The sequence below is a fragment of the Caulobacter sp. CCNWLW153 genome, from assembly GCF_036889365.1.
Classification (GTDB): Bacteria; Pseudomonadota; Alphaproteobacteria; order Caulobacterales; family Caulobacteraceae; genus Caulobacter; species Caulobacter radicis.
Window position 1 is genome coordinate 46314 of record NZ_JBAKFV010000006.1, and the last position, 20919, is coordinate 67232.

At 64.0% G+C, this 20919-nt stretch carries 19 protein-coding genes; 9 read left to right on the plus strand and 10 right to left on the minus strand.

Annotated elements, in window-relative coordinates:
• Window positions 1-349 precede the first annotated feature (349 nt).
• The 3 genes from V6S85_RS11080 to V6S85_RS11090 form a co-directional block, all read right to left on the minus strand.
• A complete protein-coding gene (locus tag V6S85_RS11080) occupies window positions 350-1225 on the minus strand; it encodes a hypothetical protein (protein ID WP_133244854.1) in 876 nt (291 codons plus the stop codon).
• A gap of 6 nt (window positions 1226-1231) precedes the next feature.
• Window positions 1232-1615 (minus strand): hypothetical protein, encoded by a 384-nt coding sequence (locus V6S85_RS11085; RefSeq protein ID WP_116490139.1) that lies wholly within the window; start codon window positions 1613-1615, stop codon window positions 1232-1234.
• A gap of 263 nt (window positions 1616-1878) precedes the next feature.
• Window positions 1879-3381 (minus strand): sensor histidine kinase, encoded by a 1503-nt coding sequence (locus V6S85_RS11090; RefSeq protein WP_116490140.1) that lies wholly within the window; start codon window positions 3379-3381, stop codon window positions 1879-1881.
• A 756-nt stretch (window positions 3382-4137) separates the two neighbouring features.
• Here V6S85_RS11090 and V6S85_RS11095 point away from each other — a divergent pair.
• From V6S85_RS11095 to V6S85_RS11105, 3 genes are all read left to right on the plus strand, one after another.
• Window positions 4138-5904: a methyl-accepting chemotaxis protein gene (locus tag V6S85_RS11095; RefSeq protein WP_334348991.1), complete on the plus strand. Its 1767-nt coding sequence runs from the start codon at window positions 4138-4140 to the stop codon at window positions 5902-5904.
• Window positions 5905-5929: 25 nt separating this feature from the next.
• A complete protein-coding gene (locus tag V6S85_RS11100; RefSeq protein WP_133244991.1) occupies window positions 5930-6220 on the plus strand; it encodes a hypothetical protein in 291 nt (96 codons plus the stop codon).
• 190 nt (window positions 6221-6410) lie between these two features.
• Window positions 6411-6989, plus strand: a complete 579-nt coding sequence (locus V6S85_RS11105) for a hypothetical protein (protein ID WP_207780830.1) — start codon at window positions 6411-6413, stop codon at window positions 6987-6989.
• A 159-nt stretch (window positions 6990-7148) separates the two neighbouring features.
• Here the strand turns inward: V6S85_RS11105 and V6S85_RS11110 are convergent, their stop codons facing one another.
• Window positions 7149-7817 carry a hypothetical protein gene (locus V6S85_RS11110; protein WP_133244852.1) on the minus strand — a complete coding sequence of 223 codons (669 nt, stop codon included), beginning with the start codon at window positions 7815-7817 and terminating at the stop codon, window positions 7149-7151.
• An 813-nt stretch (window positions 7818-8630) separates the two neighbouring features.
• Complete coding sequence (locus tag V6S85_RS11115) at window positions 8631-9779, minus strand: ATP-binding protein (protein WP_334348992.1); 1149 nt, start codon at window positions 9777-9779, stop codon at window positions 8631-8633.
• A 304-nt stretch (window positions 9780-10083) separates the two neighbouring features.
• Between V6S85_RS11115 and V6S85_RS11120 the strand changes: the two genes are divergently transcribed.
• Window positions 10084-10875, plus strand: coding sequence for a transposase (locus V6S85_RS11120; protein WP_116570179.1), 792 nt, complete (start codon window positions 10084-10086; stop codon window positions 10873-10875).
• 885 nt (window positions 10876-11760) lie between these two features.
• Here the strand turns inward: V6S85_RS11120 and V6S85_RS11125 are convergent.
• Window positions 11761-12165: a winged helix-turn-helix transcriptional regulator gene (locus tag V6S85_RS11125; protein WP_116491638.1), complete on the minus strand. Its 405-nt coding sequence runs from the start codon at window positions 12163-12165 to the stop codon at window positions 11761-11763.
• A 97-nt stretch (window positions 12166-12262) separates the two neighbouring features.
• Here V6S85_RS11125 and V6S85_RS11130 point away from each other — a divergent pair, with 97 nt between their 5' ends.
• Both V6S85_RS11130 and V6S85_RS11135 read left to right on the plus strand, forming a co-directional pair.
• Window positions 12263-13285: a zinc-binding alcohol dehydrogenase family protein gene (locus V6S85_RS11130; protein WP_116570178.1), complete on the plus strand. Its 1023-nt coding sequence runs from the start codon at window positions 12263-12265 to the stop codon at window positions 13283-13285.
• Between the two features lie 543 nt (window positions 13286-13828).
• A complete protein-coding gene (locus V6S85_RS11135; RefSeq protein ID WP_116570177.1) occupies window positions 13829-14707 on the plus strand; it encodes an endonuclease/exonuclease/phosphatase family protein in 879 nt (292 codons plus the stop codon).
• 28 nt (window positions 14708-14735) lie between these two features.
• On the opposite strand, the gene V6S85_RS11140 is transcribed toward V6S85_RS11135, so the two are convergent.
• Together V6S85_RS11140 and V6S85_RS11145 are read right to left on the minus strand one after the other, a co-directional pair.
• The gene (locus V6S85_RS11140) at window positions 14736-15038 is read right to left on the minus strand and encodes a hypothetical protein (protein ID WP_116491636.1); all 303 of its coding nucleotides are present in this window, start codon (window positions 15036-15038) and stop codon (window positions 14736-14738) included.
• A gap of 61 nt (window positions 15039-15099) precedes the next feature.
• Complete coding sequence (locus V6S85_RS11145) at window positions 15100-16623, minus strand: replicative DNA helicase (protein WP_116491635.1); 1524 nt, start codon at window positions 16621-16623, stop codon at window positions 15100-15102.
• Between the two features lie 396 nt (window positions 16624-17019).
• On the opposite strand from V6S85_RS11145, the gene V6S85_RS11150 reads away from it, so the two are divergent.
• Window positions 17020-17223 carry a helix-turn-helix domain-containing protein gene (locus V6S85_RS11150; RefSeq protein WP_116491634.1) on the plus strand — a complete coding sequence of 68 codons (204 nt, stop codon included), beginning with the start codon at window positions 17020-17022 and terminating at the stop codon, window positions 17221-17223.
• 533 nt (window positions 17224-17756) lie between these two features.
• Here V6S85_RS11150 and V6S85_RS11155 read toward each other — a convergent pair.
• Together V6S85_RS11155 and V6S85_RS11160 are read right to left on the minus strand one after the other, a co-directional pair.
• A complete protein-coding gene (locus V6S85_RS11155) occupies window positions 17757-18689 on the minus strand; it encodes a CPBP family intramembrane glutamic endopeptidase (protein WP_116570176.1) in 933 nt (310 codons plus the stop codon).
• A gap of 426 nt (window positions 18690-19115) precedes the next feature.
• Entirely contained in the window at window positions 19116-19922 is an 807-nt protein-coding gene (locus V6S85_RS11160) for an AraC family transcriptional regulator (protein WP_116570175.1), read from the minus strand.
• Window positions 19923-20303: 381 nt separating this feature from the next.
• Between V6S85_RS11160 and V6S85_RS11165 the strand changes: the two genes are divergently transcribed.
• Together V6S85_RS11165 and V6S85_RS11170 are read left to right on the plus strand one after the other, a co-directional pair.
• On the plus strand, window positions 20304-20651 hold the full coding sequence (locus V6S85_RS11165) for a TrbC/VirB2 family protein (protein ID WP_116491646.1): 348 nt from the start codon (window positions 20304-20306) through the stop codon (window positions 20649-20651).
• 1 nt (window position 20652) lies between these two features.
• Window positions 20653-20913 (plus strand): VirB3 family type IV secretion system protein, encoded by a 261-nt coding sequence (locus tag V6S85_RS11170; protein WP_116570174.1) that lies wholly within the window; start codon window positions 20653-20655, stop codon window positions 20911-20913.
• Window positions 20914-20919: the final 6 nt, after the last annotated feature.

A 20919-nucleotide genomic window follows, 5' to 3' on the forward strand; every position in this document is an offset into this window, starting at 1 on the left:
GGTAGCCCGCTCATCCCAGGGCTCGAGCCGATAGCCGAACGGCCAAACGCCCATCAGCGGATCAGGCGTGGCGCCCTTCTCCTCGGTCTTGCGATAGCCCTTGTGCGAGACGACAAGCTTGCTGCGACGAGGCACGACCATCCGCCGACCGACGTCATGCCAGCGCGGGTCCGTCCAGCACTCGATGCGGCGGTGAGCTGGGCTCAACATGACGGTCTGCTTCGCAGCGGCAAACCAAAGTCAGTGCCTCTCCCTGACAGTCGCGACGTCCGGTTCTCCGGCGTGGTCGCGCCAGTTGCGCACGCTGACGCACTTCCAGAAAGGAGACGTTCCGACAACCGGAGCTCGCTCAGAAGGCGGTGCGCGGCGCGGGTCCGGCGGGCGCGGGTGCGGGCTCCTTCGTCGGCCGACACGCTCCCGTGGCTTGGCGAGCCTGAATGTATGGCGCGACCTTGGGCGTCGCCAGCAGGGTCTCGAACTTAAAGCCAGCCGACCGGCGGTCGATATCCAGTTCGTTCGACTCCTCGGCTCCCGGCGTCAGCTCGTAGCTGTCCTTGAGCCAGATGCGGGTGGGCGTGATCGAACAGAACTGCCCGTTGCGGCTGTTTTCCACGCAAGGGTGCTGAATCCAGGAAGACGCCGACCGCTTCCAGATCGAGACCTGCCCCCCGGCGATCTTCACCAGAACGCTCTGTGCGGTCTCGTACCGCTGGGTCAAGGAACTGAACTGGCCGGCGGCGGCCGTGCATTCCAGGATCAGCGGCCGTTCGGGCGAGCCGTCGCCCGGGGGATCGGTTCGCGGAACGGCTGCGCCTTCGATATTGGCGACCCGCGCACCGCCGGGCAGGAGGGTCGTCATGACGGCATGGGGGGCGTCCCTGTTGAACCGCCTGTCCCGAACGGCGATCATTTCCGCCGCCGTAGCGCGAGACGAGCAGGACGAGACGCCCGCCTCGCCGCCATAGGCGCCGACCACGGCCGCCGCGAAGGCCGCCTTGTCGGCCTCGTCGCCCGGCCGCCCCACGAAGATGGGCGAGTAGTAGTATGAATGGTCGATTTTTCCGGGCTGGGGCTTCAATGTCGCCCAGCAATAGGCGTACTGGCTCCCCGGCGGGCTGCTCGCAGGCTGGGCCGCCGGGGGCTGGGCGCCGGCTCCGCCGCCAAGGGCGCCGGCGATCGCCAGACCGATCGAAAGCCGCATGCCCAGAGGATTGACGCCATTCATCGGGGACTACCGCTCGATGCTGATCTGGACGCCGTAGGGCTCGACCTGGCTAGCGCCCTTGCCCTTGCAGGCGGACTCGGACGGGAAGGCGTATTCGCCGCGGGCCGGAGCCGTTGCACGCTCGCCCAGCGCTTCGGTGAAGCCGACGGGCGTGCCGTCGCGGACACATCGATAGACCTTGTTCTGGCCGGCGCCGATAGAACAGCTGACGGCGTCGCCCGTCTTGTTCACGCATTTCCACGAGACCCGCGCCTCATCGGGATTGATACGCACGGCGTAATAGACCTCGATCCCGCTCACCTCCTTGTAGAAATACCATTGGGGGGATTGCGCCATGGCCGCCGAGGCGCTCAGGGCCATGATCGAAGCGATGACCAGTCGTGCGAGCATTCGCTCCCCCCAATTTTATCGACCGTGGATATCAGACCGAGTTCTTCCAAAGCGCGGCCTTGGAGTCTAGGTTTCCTGTTGGGAAATCGTCCTAGCCAACGCCCGCCGTTTTGCCCAAAGCCGGCGGTGCGGTCCTCTCTCGCCATCAGCTGTGGCGGCATGCAGTATAGCTATTGTCCGACATGATCTGTCTGACTCATCATGGTGTCGGCGCGGCAAGGCTGCGCCATTTGCTGTCGTTGCCGCACCTCCGGAAAGACGACCTATGCAGGGTCTGGGTCTGGCTCTGGGTCTGGGTTAGCCTGCAGCGGGAGCGTAATTTGCGCGCTGAGCCCTAGCTCTGCCCAATGTAATTCCACGCGACCGCCAAACGGCTGAAGGCTGCGCTTGAGCAAGGTCCCACCAAACCCTGAACGTCTCGGCGCAACGACGGGCGGGCCCCCACGCTCGATCCATGACAGCTCAAGCTGCCCATGGCTGCTACGCCATTGCACGGTCAAGACGCCTTCATCGACGGACAATGCGCCATACTTGGCGGCGTTGGTCGCCAGCTCATGGAGGCAGAGCGCAAGCGCTTGAGCATGTCTGGCCGGCAAGGAGATCGGCGGCCCGTCGAGCTTGATGTGACCGTTGTCACCCAAGCCATAAGGGCCAAGTTCTTCCGTCAGGAGCTGGCGCAGGTCGCCGCCCGACCATCGACTTTCAGCAAGTAGCTGATGGGCGCGCGAGAGAGACTCGATCCGCCCCAGCAGGGCTTGTCGGTAGGTCTCGAGATCACCGGCCTTGGCTAGCGACACCATGCTCTGCACGACAAACAACAGGTTCTTGGCGCGGTGATCGACCTCGAGCATCAGAAGCCGCAGACGCTCTTCATTCTCCCGCTGCTCGGTGACGTCCAACTGTACGCCGACCAACTTCCGGGGCCGGCCAAGGTTATCGCGAACGATCTCCGATCGGACCTGCAGCCAGCGCACCTGGGCGTCAGCCGTTAGGCGCCTGAATTCGAAATCCGAGAATGTGTCGTCGCCGTCGAGGGCGCGCTGTCGCGTCTTACTCAGAAGAGCGGCATCGTCTGGGTGGTGGCGAGCGCGTCCCTCTTCGAGGCGAGCGCCAGCGTCGCCAAAGTCTACTCGCCGGCGCAGGTCGTCACTAGGAGGAGGGAGGGCGTCGTCGAGTGACCATTCGAACGGCGCCATTCGGCCCGCTTCCAGCGCCAATCGCAGCCGAGCCTCGGAAGCCGCCATTCGCTGGGCCGCGAGCTTTTGCTCGGTGATATCCTCAGCGACGCCGATCATGCGCACCGGGGTGCCACTTTCATCGTAGAAGAATCGACCGCGCGCCGCGCGCCAGTGGATTGAACCGTCTGGCCATAGAGCGCGGAACTCATGATGGAAGGTCGACCGGCCATCGCGAGCCGCTTCGATCAACGCCACCGTCTCGTCGCGATCGTCCGGATGCAACCGGTCGAGCCAGGCTTGGTAGCTGGGTAAAACTTCTCCGACCGCGTAGCCCTGCTGCAAGAAGTGGCGGTCGTTCCAAACGACCTTGCCCGAGGCGATGTGCCAGTCCCAGCTGGCAAGGCCGCCAATCTCAAGGGCCAAACGAAGACGTTCCTCGCTTCCACGCAGGGCGCCGTCGACGTGATCTCGGTCCGCCGTGTCGTAGGAAGGGCTCGACAGCCCATTGTTGGCTTCGCGTGGCCCGGTGTTTTCAACCTTTGCCGCCGCTGGCCCAGCTTTCGGATTATCCAGCGACTCTTTAGTCATGCTCTGCCCAACTCCATGCCGCACAATGCATCGGCAGCTCAAAGGTGAAGTTACAATCAAAGGCCTGCATCGCGCCGCCTCAATAGCCGGAGGGGCGGAACCGGCTGTGCATAGCTACGGCTTAGGGAGGTAGGGACAAGATCGCGTTATCGACGTCCGCACCATAACAATGCTGGAGGTTTGCACCGTCGCATGACCGACATAGGCCGCTCGGTTCAGATCACCGACCGATCCCTGCGGTTTTTCGCAATCCTAACAGTCCCGCTACGATCGGTAAGGCAGCGCCATTTGCGGACATTGCGTCGGCACCAAGAACACGACGCTCTTGGGCCCGGCGCGCCAATAGCCGACTTTGGATCACCTCCGAGAACACGACTTCGGCGCTCAGGTGGCGCACGCGCCTCGGGCCGAGAGCATCCAATCGCGCCGCGCGCCAAACTTCCTCTGTAGATGTCATCAAATCAGCCGGTCGTTTCTCAGGCCCGATGCGATGCGGCAGATCGTCGCTAGAAATCTTCACGTTCGTGTCGGGGGGGTCCCGCATAGCGCGAAATCAGGTCAATATTCTCCATCATCAAATTCTCTGAACAAAAAATAGCTACCTTTAATTGAGAACAGGCAACCCAAATCGGGCTCGATTTTCTAAGACCGCGACAAATCACGCCTTCGAATTTTACCGTTCGTTGACCCCAGTTCGCTTCCTTTGCGCGAAAGCTTGACCTCGGAGGAAGCGCGGTGATTGGGTTACGCAATCGTTTGAATGGCAATCCGGCCCATACCTTGGCGGCGCTGGATCGTTCACTCGCCACGATCGAATTCGACCTGTCGGGCAAGATCCTGTCCGCCAACGCCAACTTCTGCGACGCCATGGGCTATGGGCTCTCCGAGATCGTCGGCAAGCACCACAGCCTATTCGTCGAGCCTGAGTATGCAGCGAGTCAAGACTACCGCGACTTCTGGTCCAAGCTCGGCCAAGGCGAGTTCGATGCGCGTGAATATCTGCGCATCGGCAAGGGCGGTCGCGAGGTCTGGATCCAGGCCTCCTACAATCCTGTCCGCAACGGCTCGGGCAAGGTTGAGCGCGTGGTGAAGGTCGCCACCGTAATCACGGACCAGAAGCTGCGTAACGCGGATTTTGAAGCCAAGCTCACCGCCATCAGCCGCGCTCAGGCGATCATCGAATTCTCCACCGACGGCTTGGTTCTGGACGCCAATCAGAACTTCCTCGACGCGCTGGGCTACAGCCTCTCGGAGATCAAAGGGCAACACCACCGGATGTTCGTCGACAAGACCTACGCCGGCTCGCCCGAATACGCTGACTTCTGGCGTAAGTTGAACGCGGGCGAATATGTCGCCGCCGAGTTTAAGCGTGTCGGCAAGGGCGGCCAGGAGGTCTGGATCCAGGCCTCTTACAACCCCGTGTTCGGGCCTAGGGGCCGCGTCGAGAAGATCGTGAAATTCGCCACGGTGGTGACCGGGCGGGTCGACGCCGTCAACCAGATCGCCGCCGCCCTTGAGCGCTTGGCGGCTAACGACCTGACCTGCCGGCTCGACCAGCCGATCGATCCGCAGTTCCAGAAACTGCGCGACGATCTCAACCGCGCCCTGGCCGCCCTCGACGAGACCATGAGTTCGGTGACCACGGCCACCGGCAGCGTCGGCGCTGGCGCCGACGAGATCTCTATAGCCTCGGACGACCTCTCCCGCCGCACCGAGCAACAGGCCGCCAGCCTCGAGGAGACCGCCGCCGCGCTCGACGAGATCACCGCCACGGTCAATCGCAGCGCTGAGGGCGCCCGGCAGGCTTCGGCAGCGGCATCCAGCGCCCGGGCAGACGCCGCTCGTTCGGGCGAGATCGTTGGCGACGCCGTGGCCGCCATGGGCGAGATAGAGAAGTCGTCGGGCCAGATCACCAGCATCATCGGCGTCATCGACGAAATCGCCTTCCAGACCAATCTGTTGGCTCTCAACGCTGGCGTCGAGGCCGCCCGCGCTGGGGAGGCTGGTCGCGGCTTCGCGGTTGTCGCCCAGGAAGTCCGCGCTCTGGCCCAACGCTCAGCCGAGGCGGCCAAGGAGATCAAGACCCTGATCGCCAATAGCGGCTCGCAGGTCGAACGCGGCGTGAAGCTGGTCGGCGAAACCGGCCGCGCGCTCGGCGAAATCGTCGAGAAGGTTGGCCAGATCGACGGCCTGATCTCCGAGATTGCCCAGTCTTCCAAGGAACAGGCGACCGGCCTCAACGAGGTCAATGTCGCGGTCAATCAGATGGATCAGGTCACCCAGCAAAATGCGGCCATGGTCGAGGAGGCCACCGCCGCGTCCGCCAGCCTGAAGTTCGAAGCAGGCGAGCTTCGCCAGATGGTCGGACGGTTCAGAATCAGCGCGGTCACGGCGACAAGCGCCGCGTCCAGCCCGCCTCGCGAGCGTCCCGGCGCGATCAAAAAGACGCGCCCAATGACCCGCGCCCCGATGCTGGTCCGGGGCTCAGCGGCGCCGACGCTCGATAGCTGGGAAGAGTTCTGAGTCAGGCCCACATTGGAGCGAGCGCATGACCGCTGACGAATCCACATTGCTGATGGGCGACTATCAGTCTGGCGTTACCGCGGCCCTGATCGGCATCCTCATCGCGCTGGGCGTGATGTCGCGAGAGGAGTTCGCCGGAGCGTTCGATCGTCTCGAGCACGCGCGACGATGGGCGCCTTCGCGGCCTGTTCCGCCCCCTGATCGACAACCTTTTCGTGCGACGATCGCCCCCAGCTCGTCATCGAGGCCTCGGTCGTCGTCCGACGCGCGCCACAAGCCGACGTTGGTTTACGGCCAGAAACTCGCCGCCCACTAGGAAAACTTGTAGTTGCGCCCACGCCTGTCGCCTTGAGATGATCCCCGGAGGTTAGGTCGGCACGGGACGAGCGTACCAACATGGGCGAAATCAATACTCCGCGCTCTGAGCAAGAGGCTATTGCCGCTCTCGATGCTAAAGAACTGTACAGGCTGGTGGAACGGTCCAAGCAGATCGGGCACGCAACCGAGTGCGCCAATACCTTTGGAATTGCGGCCCCTACATCCTACAAAATCTTCACGCCTTTGAACGGGCTTTGGATCGAGATCGGCAAGCAAAATCAGGCCGAAAGCGCGAGGAAACACAATACGATCTGTATCGCGCTGCCTCCGACGTTACGTATGCCGTCGACGCGATGAAACGCCGAATTGAAGAAGAACTTCGGGACCGCGAACTCTTCACCATTGATGACCTGATTTGGTCGCCGCTGCGCTTGAGCCAAACCCTCAGTGTCCGAGTTTCCTACAGCTGGCGCTCAACGATCGATGACCAATGGAAGCACGGCTCGATCACCTTCACGCACGAGGTGGATCTTAGACCGGGCTACTCGAGCCCCGCCCCTAAGCGAAAGCCGACGAAGGCCCAGCAAGACCGGGAACTGCAGACTCATCTTCGCCACACTTGGGAGCACCTCAAGAGCGGCGCGCTGTACGCGGTCCGTGAATTCTTCAAGGATGGCCGTAGTGGTGCCGACATCCCAAAGACGTTCACAGCAAGGACCGACACCTACTCACGGGGTCTCAACAACCACAGCACAAAGTTCTGGTGAGACCTGTTTGGTGCGATCAGCACTTCCTAGTGGCGGTCTATTTCGACGGGCGGTAGCGCGCCAATAGCGTCCCCTGAGATTGCTCCGGAACCACGACGTCTAGAATTGTTCTGCGATAGAGGACCTCCGTCGCGGACCAACGCCTCTTCGTCTGTCAATTTACCGCAGCGAGATGATCCAACTCGCGCCGAGAGCGCAGGGCAGCCCCTGAACGATCAGGGCGCTGCGCACGGCGTTCCAGTGCCCACCGTAGACCTGCTGATCAAAGCGTTTGCGCATGTCCGAACGCCGGAAATGAAAGAGCACGACGGCTATAGCGAATATCCAGAAAGCAGCGACGGCGCTCGGGGCATCAGATCCTAGCCAGCCCCAGAACGGCTGAGCCGAAACGCCCGCCAGCATTGCAAGAGTGATGAGCCCTATCCCGACCCAGCAAAAGGCCGCACAACTGTCGACAAGATAGTATCCGAATGGCGCAGGCTCCACACGCGGCCACTTCGCCCATCGATTGATCTGACGGGCGACGTGATCGCTTCCCCAACGCAAGACGATCACCCCGACCAGCATGACCCAACTGACCATGGTCGTGAATCCCGTTGCAATGAGCTTTCCATCGACGGGGCCGATGTCTGGCATTTTGGCCGCGATGTCCATTCCGCCCGCGAGGTAGAAGGAGAACGTCCCCAAGGTGAGGGTCCAGCAGGCCGCGCTCAGACACGACAGCCATCCATCCCTCCTTCGGTAGCGCGGCGTCGCTTCGGCGTCTGCAGGCGTTAAAAGCAGGCTTTCAGCCAACAGCAGCGCCACTGTAGAAAATTTGGTCTTCATCGCGAACTTCACCACCAAGCCGCGGCGGCGCGCACCGCCGCGACGAAATGCACTCCAGACGCCCACCCACCCCATGTTCGCTCCTGCCAAGCTTCACACTGAATGTCGGTAGGCGCGTCGAGGGTTCAAGATTTCTGGACGGTTAACCGTGATGTTTGACGTCGAAACCCGCCACTTTGACCAGCGAGAACGCGCTAGGCGCAGACATTCGGTCGAGACTTGAAGCAAAATCTTCTGCAACTATACGCAAACGAACAGTCCGCTAGCTCATTGACGGCCGCTAGGGATCTTCGTGAGCGCCAACGCAACAACGCCGAGAGCGACAAGCGCTACGACGACGGCACCAGCCGGTCCGGTGGCGGCCGTAATGAGGGAAGGAAGAATTTCGATCAGGTTCATGGGAAGGGCCTTGTTCTGCTTTCCCCTTCCTCGATCAGATGGCTGAAGTCGTCAGGGGCGTTCGAATGGCTCCTGATCTATCGTCACGACGCGGACGCCGCGTGCGGCCCTTGTTGTGAAGTGGACCTGCACAACAAGGCCTGCCCTCGGGCGGCATGATCGAAAGCCGAAACGAGCTTCGGCCACGACAAACGTCTTGGTCAAAGCGGCGCCAGTAGCTACCGTTGGCTGGCCTCTGGAAACGCGACGTTCTTTCCGTCAGGATGAGCTAGGCCTCATTGCCTCCTCTGAGGTTCACAAACGGTAGCGAGACCGACCTAGCCCTCTGTCGCTTGTCCTGGGCTGGCGGCGAGGCGCGTAGGTATCAGCTAACGCAGCACGTCGCCGCCGGCCCGGGCGATCACGAGGTGTGAACTACCCCCAAAGGGTCGAGAGCGGCATGGCCGCCAGCGCCTCACCGAACGGCACTGTGTCGGCGCTGTCGTAAAGCACGGCGCCGAACTTGAAGCGATCACCGACCGCGCCACGTAGTTTTCGCAGACCATTGAAGTCCCCGCCGCGGACCGTCGCCGAGGCCTTGATTTCCAGGCCCACGATCTCACCGGCCCTGTTTTCGATCACGATGTCGACCTCGTCGCCGGACTTGTCGCGGAAGTGGCTTAATGTGTAGCGGTCGGCGTCCCAGGCGGTCAGCTTCAACACCTCGCTGAAGACGAAGCTTTCGAGCACGGCCCCGAACGGGGTCCGATCAGCGGCGACCCGCTCCGGCGTGAGGTTGCGCAGAGCCGCCAGCAGACCCGGATCCAGGAAGTGCAGCTTCGGCGTCTTGATCAGTCGGCTGAGGGCGTTGTTGCTCCATGGCGGCAGCGTTCGGACCAGGAACAACTGCTCGAAGACGCCGGTGTAGCGTTGGGTGGTGACATGGTTGAGATTGAAGGCGGCGCCCACGCTCGAGTGATTGATCAGTTGCCCGGAATGCTCGGCCAGGGCGCGCATAAGCCTTGGCATGCGGTCCAGCTGGTCGATCTGGGCGACGTCGCGGACGTCGCGTTCGATCACCGCCTCGACATAATTCAGGTGCCAATCCTGGCGGCGCGCCCAAGCGCTTCGCGCCAGCGCTTCGGGGTAGCCGCCGGCCAGGACGCGTTCCACGAGGTCGGGTCCGAGCCGCGCTGCGCCGGCCCTGGGCGCATGGCCGGCGAACAGGCTCGAGAGAAAGGGTGGCCGGGTCTCGCCCAGGATCTCCGCCTGGGCCAGCGGCAGAAGGCGGATGGTCTCCATTCGGCCGGCCAGGGAGTCGGCGACCCTTGGCAGGGTCATCAAGTTGGCTGAGCCCGTCAGGAGAAAGCGGCCGGGCCTTGCATCTCGATCAACGACTTGCTTGATCGCCAGCAGCAGGTCAGGTGCGCGCTGGACTTCGTCTATGATCGCTGTGTCGAGGCTGCGGATCAGTCCGGCCGGATCGGCTTGCGCGGCGGCAAGGGTCGTGGCGTCGTCGAGCGTGAGATAGGTTCTCCCCTTGTCTGTTAGAAGGCTGATAGCTTGGGGCGTCTTCCGGGACACCCGCCCGGTGTTCTCAGCACCAGGCGGGTTTCGGCGGAGGGGCCGATAACCCCGTGGCTTTAAGGCCGTGGGTGAGCAGGGCCGCCGCCGAAGTTTCATGACCCGGATGGTTGCAGGGACGATGAGGTCCGAAGCCACAAGGATGGGTCGATGGAACGCATTGAGCGTAACACGAAAATCGCTGGGATCGACGTAGGCAAGCGGCAGCTGGACGTGGCGGTGCACGGCTGCGCCCAGCAGTTTCAGGGGGGCAATGACGCGGCCGGCTGGGAAACGTTGAGCGCCTGGCTGAAGGAAATGGGCGTTGGCCGCGTGGGGGTGGAGGCGACGGCGCGGCTACGAGCGCGGGATACGAGCCAGGCTGGAGACGGCGGGCCTGGAGGTGGTGGTGCACCAGCCGCTGGAGGTGCGGCTGTTCGCAAGGCTCAAGCGCTTGCGGGCCAAGACCGACCGGATCGACGCGGCGCTGATCGCGGCGGCGACGGCGCAGGTGGACACGGTGCGGGCGGCCCAGGATCCGCGCCTGGCGGAGCTGGCCGAACGGATGACGGCCTACGAGCAGATCAGCGCCCTGGCCGCCCGACTGAAGACCTCCATGGAGCACGTGACAGTGCCGGATCTGGCCGCCAGCCTCGGCGAGCAGATCGAAAGCCTGAAGCGGCTGAAGGCTCGGTTGGCGCGCGAGATCTTCACCAGGATCAAGGCCTTCGAGGATCTCGCCGCTCGCTGGCGGCTGCTGCAGTCGCTGCCGGGCGTAGGACCGATCGTGGCCGCAAGCCTCGTCATCCGCATGCCCGAGTTGGGCGCGCTCAAGCGCGGCCAGCCCGCCAGCCTGCTCGGCGTGGCCCCTTTCGACCGTCAGTCGGGCCAGTGGCGTGGCCAGAGCTTCATCGGCGGCGGCCGAAGCCGGCCTCGCTGCATGCTCTACCTCGCCGCCATCGCCGCAAAGCGCTTCGATCCCGGCTTCAAGGCCTTCGCCGACCGCCTCATGGCCGCCGGCAAACCAACCAAGCTCGCCATCGTCGCCGTCATGCGAAAGCTCATCGAGGCCGCCAACCTCGTCCTCGCACGCCAGCAGCCCTGGCTAAAAGCCTGAACTCAACATGGTTGCTCACCCGCCAAGGACCTGGCCAAGGTGGTCTTGCCCGATTGTCGCGGCCCGGCGAGCAGGACGACCCGTGTGTCGCTTAGCGCTTCGGCGACGCGGTCGGCGACGAAACGTGGGCGCAGGTTGGGCATGATGCCGTCCAATTGAAAGTACCGAGCTGTCTGATTGAAAGATTCATGGCGTCCAATTGAAAGTGCGTCAACGTCCAATTGAAAGTCTGTGAGGCGGCGGTTCGATGGCCCAGCGCGGTCGGCCTTTCCGCTGCCCCACAGCAGCGTGGCGGACAGCGGCGTGCCACATCTGTTCAAAGTCCTTATCATTCGCCGGCGCCGTTACGCCGCCACCTGGGCGCCGTGCGACCCGGAGAAGATGGTCCTAAGGCGAGGTCAATATGAGCGCGAGCATCGGCGCACCGTTCATGCGCCCTCAGATGCGGCGCCGCTCGAGAAGCCGATCACGGAAGGGCTGCAGCCGAGCCCTCGCCATAGAGTGCGATGGCTTCGTTCGGTCTGGGATTGGTCTGGTGACTGCACCGCCCCAGTTCGTACTGTTCCGCCAGGTCTTGTCCCCGCTCGCCTGGGCGAACCGAGCGACGCGATCCAGGCAGACAGCCGCGCGGATTTCGCTACGAGCGAGATCTGGAGCGGCTTTGCCTTAGCGGGACAGCGCGGGTGGTCGACGTCATCGCCCAAGAGCGGACCCACGCCCTTGCCGCCAGCCGAAGGTTTTGGTCACGGACAAGGGCGCGGCCCATCTCGATGCGGCGCACCAAGCAACCGTCAAGGCGGCTACGCCCCAGGATGCACCGAAATTGTTTCGCCGACCTCTGGGGACACAGCGATCACGGGGGACGAGCCCCCGGCGCTTTGAGGGCTACAAGGAGCCGCGCTGGGCTGATCCACCCGGTTGGGGTTCACGCGGATCGTGGCCAAGAGGCTTCCCATAGAGGCCGATATTGGCGTCGCCCCATGCCTTCAGGGCGCGAAGGATGGGGGCCATGCTCAGGCCAAGCTCCGATAGCGAATACTCGACCTTCGGCGGCACCTGCGCATAGACCTTGCGCGTGATCAGCCCGTCGTCCTCCAGCTCCCGCAGCTGGTTGGTCAGCATCCGCGGCGTGCAGTTTTGAACCTGCCGCCGGATTTCATTGAAGCGCAGCGTTCCGGCCAGCAGGTGCCAGAGGATGATGGCCTTCCACTTGCCGTCGATAAGCCCGATGGCCGCCTCGACCGAACACCCTGGCGTGCAGTCGAAGCGGGAATGGCGCACCTTGGCCATGACAGTATCCTTTTTGATACTATGTGCGGTCGTTGTCAGTATTGCAGGTTTCTGAGAGTAGCTGCACCTATCGGGCGCCGCAACACGGAGCACCGCCATGAAGGCTATCGGTTACAGGATCCCCGGCGCCCTTGATCGGCCCGACGCGCTCGAGGATATCGTGCTCGATCGGCCGGTCGCCACCGGCCATGACCTGCTGGTCGAGGTGGCGGCCGTGTCGGTCAATCCGGTCGACACCAAGGTCCGCGCCAGCGCGGGGCCGACAACCGGAGACTGGAAGGTCCTGGGCTGGGACGCCGTGGGCAAGGTCGTCGAAGTCGGGCCGCAGGTCGAGGACTTCGCCGTCGGCGACGAGGTGTTCTACGCCGGGTCGATCACGCGGCAGGGGGCCAACAGCCAGTTCCACCTTGTGGATGCGCGGATCGTCGGGCGAAAGCCCAAGACGCTCAGCAACGCCGAGGCCGCCGCCCTGCCCCTCACCGCGATCACGGCCTGGGAAATGCTGTTTGACCGGATCGACATCCGCCGACCCGTCCCTGGCGCGGCCAATGCCGTGCTGATCATCGGCGGCGCGGGCGGCGTGGGTTCAATCGCGATTCAGCTGATCCGCGCCCTGACCGACCTGGTGGTGATCGCCACGGCGTCGCGAGCTGACACCCAAGAATGGGTCAAAAGTCTTGGCGCCTACCACGTGCTCGATCATGCGAAGCCTCTGGCCGGGCAGATCCAGGCCCTGGGGATCGGTGCGCCCGCCTTCGTCTTTTCCACCACCCATACCGACAAGCATCTGGATGAGATCCAGGCGCTCATCGCGCCTCAGGGCCGCTTTGGCCTGATCGACGATCCGGCCCTGCTGGACGTCGTGGGCTTCAAGCGCAAGGCCGTCTCGATCCACTGGGAATTGATGTTCACCCGCTCGATCTTCGAAACCGCCGACATGGCTGAGCAGGGGCGGTTGCTGAACGAGGTCTCGGGGCTTGTCGACGCCGGCCGCATTCGCACGACCTTGACCCAGACCCTGTCGCCCATCAATGCGGCCAACCTTAAGGCGGCGCATGCGCTGATCGAGAGCGGCCGCGCGAAGGGCAAGGTGGTCCTGGAAGATTTTGGCCCAAGCTAACCGGCGATGAGACAAGCCGCAGGAGCCGTGCGCTGCGAGACCCATGCGCTGCGGGCGCCGGCTTCCGCGACGATCAGGAAGGGGGCGGCCCGTCTTGGCGTTCTGTGGGATCTTGGCCAATGCCAGCTTGTACGTAGGCATCGGGGGCGCCCCCGCTCCCTCCGCCTCGGACGGCGCACACGCCGTCAGGGAAAATCTCCACAGAAAGCGTTGAGGGGGAAGCGCCGGCGGCCCCGCGCCTGCGCGGAACATCGCTGGGCTTTGGAGCGTCCTGGATCGGCGGCGGCTAAGGCGGATGGCGCGGGCCGGTCCCTTCGCCGAACCGCTTTCAGCCGGCGACGGGCCCATCGCGCCGCCGAATCTGTGAGATTTCATGTCTGGCGGCGCCATGCGCCCCAGGAAAGTTGCGGGGCGGGCGGGTTGGGCCGCCAGGCCCGGGAAATCCTGCGCAGCCGACGGCCCGCGTCCAACCTCGAGCCGCAAGCATATTGTTATTTTATAACTCATGCGTTCTAAGGCCGATCCAATCGAGAGGATCGCTGGATGTTCAAGCCGCTCGCCGCCCTGGCCGTCGCGTTGGCGCTTACCGCGTGCGTGACGACGCCGCGAACCGGACAGGCCCCGCTGGGCGTGGCCGCCTGGAACATGGAGCACCTTTCCGAAGACGGGTCCCAAGGCTGCAAGGCCCGCACCGACGCCGACTACGCGGTGATGGCTCGTTACGCCGAGCAGCTGAAGGCCGACGTCATCGCCTTCGAGGAGGTGGAATCGGTCAAGGCCGCCGCCCGCGTTTTCGATCCGGCCAAGTACCAGCTGGTCATAGAGGAGGGGCCCGCCGGCGAGCACTTCCCCTGTGGCGGCCAGGAAGGGCGCAGGCTTACCCGCCAAGCCGTGGGCTTCGCCATCCGCAAGGGCGTGAGCTTCGATCGCGCGCCGGACGTCTCCGACTTGGCGCTCGGCAATCCCAACCTGCGCGCGGGCGTCGACATCACCGTGCGCGCACCCGGCCACGCGCCGTTGCGCCTGCTGGCCGTGCATTTGAAGTCGGGCTGCTTCAACGGGCTTAATGGCGGGGCCTGCGCGACCCTTCAGCAGCAGATCCCGGTCCTGGAGCGCTGGATCGACGCGCGCGCCGCCGAGCCGATCCGCTTCGCCGTGCTGGGCGACTTCAACCGCCGGCTGGCGCGCGCCGATGACGTGCTGTGGGCCGAGCTGGACGATGGCCAGCCGGCCAATGCCGACCTGTCGCTCGCCGAAGGCGCGGCCACGCCCAAATGCGATCCGCGCTACAAGGAGTTCATCGACCACATCGTGCTCGACGCCCGCGCCACGCGCGGCCTGGTCGGGTTTGAGGAGCAGGTCTACGCCGCTGCTGACGGCCGCCCGTCGGACCATTGCCCCGTCGTGGCGCTGCTGCGCTAGGGCGACTGCGCCACGGCCCCGCGGCGGATCAGGCGCCCTTGCCGTCTTTCAGCAGCTTGGCGGCCATGGCGCGCGCGGCCTTGGGATCTGCGACCAACTGGTCGATTTCAGCCAGGCGATCGTAGGGCAGTCGGGCGAGCCAGTGCTCGTCGCGGACATCGTAGCCAAAGTGCAGCTCGACGGCGTGGCCTGTTTCACGGACATGCTGGTGGGCCCAGGCGCGCGCGTCGTCGAATTGCTTGAGGTCGCAGGTCTTGCAATAGGCCTTGCCGAACATCTCCTCCTCGACAGGGGTGAAGCTGGTCGGCAGGAAGCTGGACGCATCGCTCATCGGTCGGCCTTTCGCGCCCTGCGACGGTGGTCCGGATTCAGGCGCATGGTCAATGGCCAGTCTAGTCGTCCAGATGATCCCGCGCTTGGGCGAAGGCGTGGTCGCGGGCCAGATTTCCAAAGCGGGTGGTGTCGCTGTTGAACGACAGGCGCACCGTGCCGATGGGGCCGTGACGCTGCTTGGCGATGATCACCTCGGCCAGCCCCTCGACCTGGTCCATGCGCTCGCGCCAGGTCAGGTGCTCGGGCGTGCCTTCGCGCGGCTCGGCCCGGCCAAGATAGTATTCCTCGCGATAGACGAACCACACCATGTCGGCGTCCTGCTCGATCGAGCCGGACTCCCGAAGGTCGGAGAGCTGTGGCCGTTTGTCCTCTCGCTCCTCGGTCTTGCGGCTGAGCTGCGACAGGGCGATGACCGGGCAGGCCAGTTCCTTGGCCAGGGCTTTCAGGCCCATGGTGATCTGCGAGACTTCCTGCACGCGGCTGGCGTTGGAGCCGAGATCCGAGCCGGTCACCAGCTGCAGGTAGTCGACCACGATCAAATCGAGGCCCACCTGGCGCTTCAGGCGACGGGCCCGGGCGGTCAGCTTGGCGATCGAGATGCCGCCGGTGGCGTCGATATAGAGCGGGGCTTCCTGCAGCTCCATGGCCGCGTCGCGCACGCGTCCGAATTCCGAGGCGTCGATCTCGCCCTTGCGGAGCTTGTCGCCCGACACGCCCGAGGCGTCGGCCAGCATACGCAGGGCCAGCTGCTCGGCGCTCATTTCCAGCGAGTAGAAGGCCACCACGCCGCCGCTGACGGTCTTGCGGCTGCCGTCGGGCTGGGGCTCCCAGGCGTACTTCTTGGCGACGTTGAAGGCGATGTTGGTCGCAAGCGCGGTCTTGCCCATAGACGGACGACCGGCCAGCACGATCAAGTCCGACGGGTGCAGACCGCCGATCTTCTGGTCGAGGTCGATCAGGTCGGACGCCAGGCCCGACATGCCGCCGTCGCGCTGGAAGGCCTCGGCGGTCATCTCGACGGCGCCGCGCAGGGCGTCGCCGAAGCTGACGAAGCCGGAACTGGCCGCGCCACTTTCGGCCAGGGTGTAGAGCTGCTGTTCGGCCGCTTCGATCTGGTCGCGGGCCGGGCGCTTCTCGTCGCCGTGCCCGTGGGCGGCTGCGGCGATCTCGCCGCCGATGCGGATCAGATCGCGGCGCAGGGCCAGGTCGAACACCGCCCGGGCATAGTCGCCGACATTGGCGGCCGGCGGGGCGCGGTCGACGAGGTCGGCCAGGTAACGGATGCCGCCCAGTTCCTCGAACGCCGGATCGCGCTTGAACTCGTCGGCCAGCAGGATCGGCTCGGCCAGCTGGCCCTTGCGGATGTGCGTCTCGATCGACTGGAACAGCCGCTGGTGGAAGGGCTCGTAGAAGTGGCGTCCCTGCAGGCTGTCGGTCAGGCGCTCGTAAGCGGCGTTGTCATACAGCAGCACGCCCAGCAGCGCCTGTTCGGCTTCCAGGTTGTGCGGCGCCGTGTTGATGGTCGGTCCTGGACCGGCATCGACGCTGGCTTCGAAGACGACGGTACGCGCAGCAGCACTCATCGACAACCTCATGACGCTTCAAGTCGAGGTGGCCGGAACTGTGGATGGATTCGGCTGATGGCGTCATCCGCGCCTGAGGCGGCGGCACGCGCATGGCGATCAACCCACGGGGGCCGACGGCCGTGGCGGAGTGAATGGCCCATCCTAGTGCTCGAGGCCGGGAATGGATCAGCGGATGGATCGGAAACGCCGATTGGATCGACAGTCGCCTGTCACAAATCCGACATTGGACCTTCCGGTCTGCTAATGCCGATGATAGTACGAACTCCATCATGAGTTGAGCCGCGTCCGCTTCTGGGTGGAGGCTGGCGTGCAACGCCGCGTGAGAACGGTTTTGTTTGGAGTGCCGTCTCTGAGCTGAGCAGACCGGTTGGTTCGAGCCGCCGGAGTAACAGTTTGTCCCGTCGTTACCGTCTTACGCCGCGTCAGCGTGATTGCTTGTCCGAAGCCCAAAAGGGAAGGACCGCCATCCAGATCGCCCACAAGCTCGGCATCTCCGAGCATACGGTGAACAGCTACTTTTCCGAGGCCTACCGGCGGCTTGGCGCGCGTAATCGCGCCCACGCCGTGGCCCTGGCCGTCAGTCTTGGCGAGATCTGAGCCGGCCGTCTCGCCTTCGCCGCTCCTTTTTCTGAGGTCCCAGCCGCCGGGCTCGTCAAAGGGCTGGTCGGCCCTTGGCGGCGGTCAGGCGGAGCGGACCTTGAGCCAGGAAGATGACAGCTCGAACCGGCGGTGCGATCGACATGTCTGCGTCCAGGCGCGCCGGCGTCGCAAGGCCATCGGACAATCCCCGGCCAAGCTTGGTCGGGCGCCGGGGATCAGCTTCCAGCAGATCCAGAAATACGAACGCGGGACCAGTCCACTGACGAGGGTCAAGCCCTGGGCCCTGCCCTTATGCATCAGCGCGTTGCGGGCCTTGCGCAACGCCTCGACCCTGCAATGCAGCTATCGACGCGCGTCTCTGAAACCGAACTAGCGACAGCCAAAAGCCCAATAACACTATAACTGCTTGATAACGGAGCACATTTTATCAAGCAAGTATGGTGTTACACGCAAGCCCTACGACGACCTGGATCGATCATCTCGCGATGGAGACGGTGCGATACGTCGTGGAGATGCGCTTGGCCGCATCGTCAAGTCTGCGCGCCCGCAGGTTTGTTGTGATCCGGTCCGACGTCTCTGCGTTTTCGTGCGATGCGCCACATAAAGAAGATGATGCCGCAGACAAAGAACAGCGTGCAGAAGATGCTTCCCTCCGGGCCATCCGCGCCACCGGTGAGAAAGTCCGTTCCGGCTGGGGCCAGCGAGACGATGAGCGCGGGCACGCCCGCGTCTAGGCCGGTGACCGGCACGTCGAAGCCGGTGGCTATTATCCAGTTCCATCCCACGTGCCACCCCATCACACCCCAAATGTTGTTGGATGAGATTGACCACGCGCTCGCGAAGAGAGCAAAAAGCAGAGTATTGCCGGTGACGAGCCAGGGCTGATCCCGGGAGAAATGCATCAGCGTAAAGGTAAGCGACGATAACAAGACGGCAACGATGAGGTTCGTGCGGCGTGTGATGACTGAGGTGAGCCATCCACGGAAAATGATTTCTTCGATGCTGGCTTGAACGAGGAAGCCTACGAAGAGGCCAGCCATTGCGATGATTGCGCCAGAGAACTGAGCGGCCGGAAACAGTGCGCCAGGTTCGTAGGCGCCAGCCAACCAGATACAGGCTATCATTGCCGACGGCATGACTACACCAACAACCAGGCCGCCATAGAATCCTTGCGCCGCACCGTCTCTCGTAAGACCGATTGTGCCGGCATTCCGCCGCTCGACGACGGCTATCCATGCGGCAACGGCGAGCAGCCAAGTAATGAAGGATACAAGCAGCATCGCCGTGAGGCCCTGGGCGCCGACGAATTCGCCTTGTGCATCCACAAAGCCGAACCGATCAAGAAAAAGCGCGGACGGAATCTCGGTGGCGATCGCAAGGGCGATGCAGATGACGGGAGTGAGAAGCGCCCATGGAAGCCAGCCGCGCGCCGGTGATGTGCTGTAGATGGTTCTGAGGTTCATACCCGCAGACTGAAGCGGGTCGCGGTCCAGTTATAGAACGATCGTGTGCGTTCACTCCCATTGACGCAGGGCGGCGGTTTCGGCGACGCCGCTGTTGGGCGTGCCAGAAGGCTCGATGAGCAAAAGCTCCACTTCGCGTCTCGTGTGCGGGCGGTATTCCTCGCCCCTCGGGACGACAAAAGATCTCCGGGCCCAAGCGTGATGCTGCGGTCCCGCAGCTCTATTTCAAGTCACCCTGTAGAACAAAGAAAAGTTCGTCGTGTCAGCGTGCGTGTGCCAAGCGTACTGTCCCAAGAGTTTAACGATCATGATGTCATAGTCGTTGAGCGTCGCGACCGTTCGCAGCGCCCAATGGTCGGAAGACCATGGCGAGTTTCTGCGTCAGGCCGATCTTGTTCTTCATCTTATGGAGACTGAGGGCGCTCCTCATACAGGTCTAGGACGATTGAGCCGTTGCCATTGCGCCGGCGTCAGGCCGTAGGCGCTCCGAAAGTGTCGCGTCAGGTGGCTCTGGTCAGAGAATCCGCTGGCAGCGGCGATTTCTGCAAGCGGGGTCCTGCCGTTCATCATGGCTCGCGCTGTGTCGAGGCGGCGGAAGATCAGATAGCGATATGGACTGACGCCCAGCAGCGCACGGAATCCGCGCGAGAGCTGCCAGCGATCCTGCCCGCTGACGCGTTCGAGATCATCAAGTCGGACATTGCTGTCCGGGTGGGCGTCTATGAACGCGCGCGCCAGCGCCACCGCCTGGAGATCCACGCGCCGGTGATACGTCTGTTCACTCCCAAGCTCTGACAGCGCCTCCGCGAGGTCGAGCATGGCCTGATCATACTCCAGGCCACAGAGGTCTTGGTTGAGATCACCAATAAGGGCCGTGGCGGCCGCGTGCAGCCGCGCGTCGTCAGATACGCCCTCGGCAAGGAACGGAAGGGCGCGTCCGCCGAGAGCCTCCTGAAGTGCGGATGGTGCGACGCTGGCGCTCCGGTACCGGAAGTGTCGCCCGTCCCCGGCGTGACCGTCATGAAGCTCATCTGGATGGAGAACGACGATCTGACCGGGCACCGAATGACGCCGTGATCCGCGGTAGGAGAAGCTCTGCACCCCCGCGACGGTTATGGCGATGGCGTATGTGTCGTGCCGGTGTGGACCGTAGGCTGCCCCGTTGAGGGACGCTTCAAACCGCTCGAAATCACCAGGCGCCCGCACTATCCAGCTAGTTTCGTCAAACGACATGCTACTCCACCCCTCCTGCAGACGTGAGTCGATGGGTGTTCGCGAAGATCATAAGGCAAAACGGACGGCCCGCAGCGGCCAAGCAGATCAGAGTCCGCATTGGGTCGTGAGCGGGAGACGGCAACCGCTCCGAAAGAGAACATCTTGCGTGCTCAACGGCGTGGCGCGGACTGACCAAATCGCGTGGCGCTGGCCGTTCAGCGGGCTGGCGTCCTCTAATCGAGGCCCTCGCCCAGGCCACCTGCTTGGCGGCCGAGCACTGAGCGCTGCGCGAGGCTCTGTTACGCTCAAGTCCCGTGGGTTCTCGCTAGCGAATTCTGGTGAATTGCGACACAAACGCAGGCTGTGCACGGTCTGGTCGTCAACCACGAGGACCCGGCCATGCCTACGCTCCCCTTCTCGTCTGGCCCCTCCCCTCGTCTCGTAGGTTTCCTGGGTCTGACGGCCGTGCTGGTCCTGGCCGCCGGCCCGGCACTGGCGTCCGGCGGCGGCGGCGCGGCCATGCCCTGGGACGACAAACTCAGCGCGGTGGCCGACTCCATCACCGGCCCGGTGGCCAAGGCCATCGGGGTGATCGCCATCGCCCTGACCGGCCTGGGTGTGGCGTTCTCCGAAGGCGGCTCCTGGGTCCGGCGCGGTCTCAGCGTGATCTTTGGCCTGTCGATCGCCTTCACCGCCTCTTCCTTCGCCCTGTCGTTCTTCAACTTCACCGGCGGGGCGGGGTTCTAGGATGGAGCGCGTCGAGGGCTTCGAAATCGACTTCCACGGTTCGCTGGCCGAGCCCGTCACCCTGGGCGGGGCGCCGCGCGGCCTGGCCGTGCTGATCGGCACCCTGACGGCGATCCTCGCGCTGGGGCTTCAGGCGCCGCTGATCGGCGTGCCGCTCGGCCTGGCGCTCTGGGGCGGCGCCTATGCGCTCGCGCGCCAGGATCCGTACGTCTTCGACATTCTTCGCCGGCACGTGCGCCAGCCGGCCTGGCTCGACGGCTGAGGCGGA